The following is a 2,185-nucleotide window of genomic DNA, read 5'->3' as shown; positions in this document are numbered from 1 at the left end:
GGCGTGGCCCTCGCCGGGCAAGGGCGTGCCGACGGCCTCGGGCACGTCGACGGTCCCGGGAACCGTCTCGGCCGGACCGTGCTGCTGTGCGGCGGGGTGCGCCGGGACGGGCCGGTCCGCCGCCGGCGCCGGGGAGCACAGGGTCCAGAACAGCATCGAGGCCAGCAGTACGACTGCTGCCGCCGCCCGTCGAGACCGCACCGGTCACCCCTTCGGCATGCGTCCGGCGGGGGGTGGATGCACCGGGTCGGCGCCGGGCGGGCCCCCCGACGCGTGTGCGCCCGGCACGTCTTCCAGTAGCGCCGAGCACGTCCCGCTCCGTCAAGTCCTCCGCGTCGCGAGGCGGCGCACTCGGCGCGCACCGGCAGCGGTGTCCTTCACGGGCTCCGCCCTTCACGCCGGAGTACGCGTGCCGGCGGGCGGCGAGGACCGCACCCGTCCGTCCGTTCGGGCGGGCTTCCGCCGCCGGGATGATGTCCGGGCCGGAGCCGTGGCGTACCCCCGGCCCGCTCCGGGCACCTGTGACCGGTGACTTCCCCTGACTACCTCTTCACCCTGCTCGGGGCCGGTGCCCTCGGCGCGGCCGTGCTGCCCCGGCTGGTGGCCCGCAGACCGTTGTCGTTGCCGCTGGTGTTCCTCGTCTGCGGAATCGCCCTCCAATTGCTGCCCGTGCCCCTGTCCCTGCCCGAGATCGACCCGGTGGCGGACCGGACATGGGTGGAGCACGTCACCGAGATCTGCGTGATCGTCTCCCTCATGGGCGCCGGTCTCGCCCTGAACCGGCCGTTCGGCCGCCGGCGCTGGCAGGGCACCTGGCGGCAGCTGGGCGTCACCATGCCGTTGACCATCGCCGCCGTGGGCCTCCTGGCCTGGGGCCTGCTCGACTGGCCGCCGGTCGCCGCGCTGCTGCTGGCGGCCGTGCTGGCGCCGACCGATCCGGTGCTCGCCTCGGAGGTGCGGGTGGGCGCGCCCACCGACTCCGAGCACGACGAGGACGAGGTGCGCTTCACGCTGACCAGCGAGGCCGGGCTGAACGACGGCCTCGCCTTCCCCTTCGTCATGGCGGCCGTCGCGCTCGCCGCCGCGGGCGGACGTCCCACCGGTGACGGGATCGCCCACTGGGCGCTGGTCGAGGTGCTGTACAAGTGCGTGGTGGGCGTGTCCGCGGGGATCGCCGTCGGCGCGCTGCTCGGGTGGCTGTTCTTCCGGGCGGGCCGGCGGGCGATGCGGCTGTCCGAGCACCGGGAGGGGTTCGTAGCCATCGGCGCCACGTTCCTCGCCTACGGGGCGACGGAGCTGCTGCACGGCTACGGCTTCGTGGCCGTGTTCGTCACCGCCTGCCGGATCCGCCGGGCGGAGCGCGCCCACGGCTATCACCGGGTGCTGCACGATTTCGTGGAGCAGGTGGAGCGGCTGCTGACCGCCGTACTGCTGTTCCTGCTCGGTGTGTTCGTCGCGCAGGGCGGTCTGGCGTCGCTGACCTGGCAGGGGGCGGCCGTGGGTCTGCTGCTGCTGTCGGCGGTCCGGCCGCTGACGGCGTGGGCCGCCCAGTTCGGTACGTCCGCCGGGCCGCGGGAGCGGGTGGTGATCGCCTTCTTCGGGATCCGCGGCATCGGCTCGCTGTTCTACCTGGCCCACGCGCTCGGCACCCCCGGTTTCGGCGTCCCGGCCGAGCAGTTGTGGGCGGTGGTGACCTTCACGGTGCTGGCGTCCGTCGTGCTGCACGGGGTGAGTGCCACCCCCGTCATCTCGCGCCTCGACCGGCTGCGGGCCCACCGGGCGCGGGCGGGCGGTACGAAACCGGATCCGGACGAGGACGAGGTGGCGGGCGAACGCCTCTGACGACCCCTTTCCTCGGCGGAAGGGGGCTCCCGTCCCGGGCCGTCTCCCGGAGCAGCGCTCCGGAAGGTCCCACGCCCTCGGCACCGACCGGCACCCGGCACGAGGCACGGGCCACCGCCGTCCGCCGTCACGCCCTCACGGACCTGGCGGCGAACCCGCTCCGGCGCACCCGCCCCCGGAGCAGGCGCCGCGGTTCCCCTCACCGGGACGGTCGCCGCGCGTGGCCCGCACCGTCACGGGTCCGAGCGCGCCGAAGGAACTCCCCGCACAGCGACGGCGTACCGGCGCCGAGCCGTCCCGGCAGGCCACGGGGCCGGGACGGGAGGCCGGACACCCGTGCCGG

General features: G+C 75.2%; 1 protein-coding gene and 1 pseudogene. One reads left to right on the top strand and one right to left on the bottom strand.

Going from position 1 to position 2,185, the window contains the following annotated elements; all coding sequences use genetic code 11:
* A pseudogene (locus tag B7767_RS46895) lies at positions 1-201 on the bottom strand (hypothetical protein); the annotation flags it as partial.
* A 327-nt stretch (positions 202-528) separates the two neighbouring features.
* On the opposite strand from B7767_RS46895, the gene B7767_RS37285 reads away from it, so the two are divergent.
* Positions 529-1,842 carry a sodium:proton antiporter gene (locus B7767_RS37285; RefSeq protein ID WP_085575866.1) on the top strand — a complete coding sequence of 438 codons (1,314 nt, stop codon included), beginning with the start codon at positions 529-531 and terminating at the stop codon, positions 1,840-1,842.
* Positions 1,843-2,185: the final 343 nt, after the last annotated feature.

The sequence above is a fragment of the Streptomyces sp. 13-12-16 genome (genome assembly GCF_002114215.1).
GTDB lineage: Bacteria > Actinomycetota > Actinomycetes > Streptomycetales > Streptomycetaceae > Streptomyces.
This window is presented reverse-complemented; position numbering and strand designations above follow the sequence as displayed.